This window comes from Lactobacillus fornicalis, assembly GCF_055362665.1.
In genome coordinates this window covers 1-408 of sequence record NZ_JBLTIM010000041.1, presented here as the reverse complement: position 1 = coordinate 408, position 408 = coordinate 1, and the positions used below count along the sequence as shown (strand labels likewise).

Sequence of the window (408 nt, the reverse complement as noted above, 5' to 3'; positions counted from 1 at the left end):
TTTTTTGTTTTAAAGCATCATCTATAAGTTGTTTTTTATAATCTGTACACAGTTTTAAAATTTCTTTATCCATTTACTTCAACTACCTCATAAACTTCTTCTGCTAAATCTTTGAACGCTCCTTCTAAATCCATTGAGTTATCCCAAACAAACTGGATAAAGTCAGAAATTGAAGGAAAGCTGAATTCTAAAAGAAAATTGTATTCTCCAATATCTATAAATCGATTTAGAATTAAACTAGTAAAGTCAGGAACATCCCCCTGATATCCAACGTACGTATAATCATCTGAATCAGGGAAGTAAACTTCATACATTTTCATTCCTCCGTATCTAAAATATGTTTCATAATTTTGGATAGAAAATCTCGACCTTTAAAAACGTTGTCCCATCTATCAATCATTGCGTTAC

The 408-nt window shown here is 30.4% G+C and carries 1 protein-coding gene; it reads right to left on the bottom strand.

Features of this window, described 5'->3' with window-relative positions; all coding sequences use genetic code 11:
* Positions 1-65: 65 nt before the first annotated feature.
* Positions 66-314: a hypothetical protein gene (locus ACNDLV_RS07450; RefSeq protein ID WP_022091219.1), complete on the bottom strand. Its 249-nt coding sequence runs from the start codon at positions 312-314 to the stop codon at positions 66-68.
* Between the last annotated feature and the right edge of the window lie 94 nt (positions 315-408).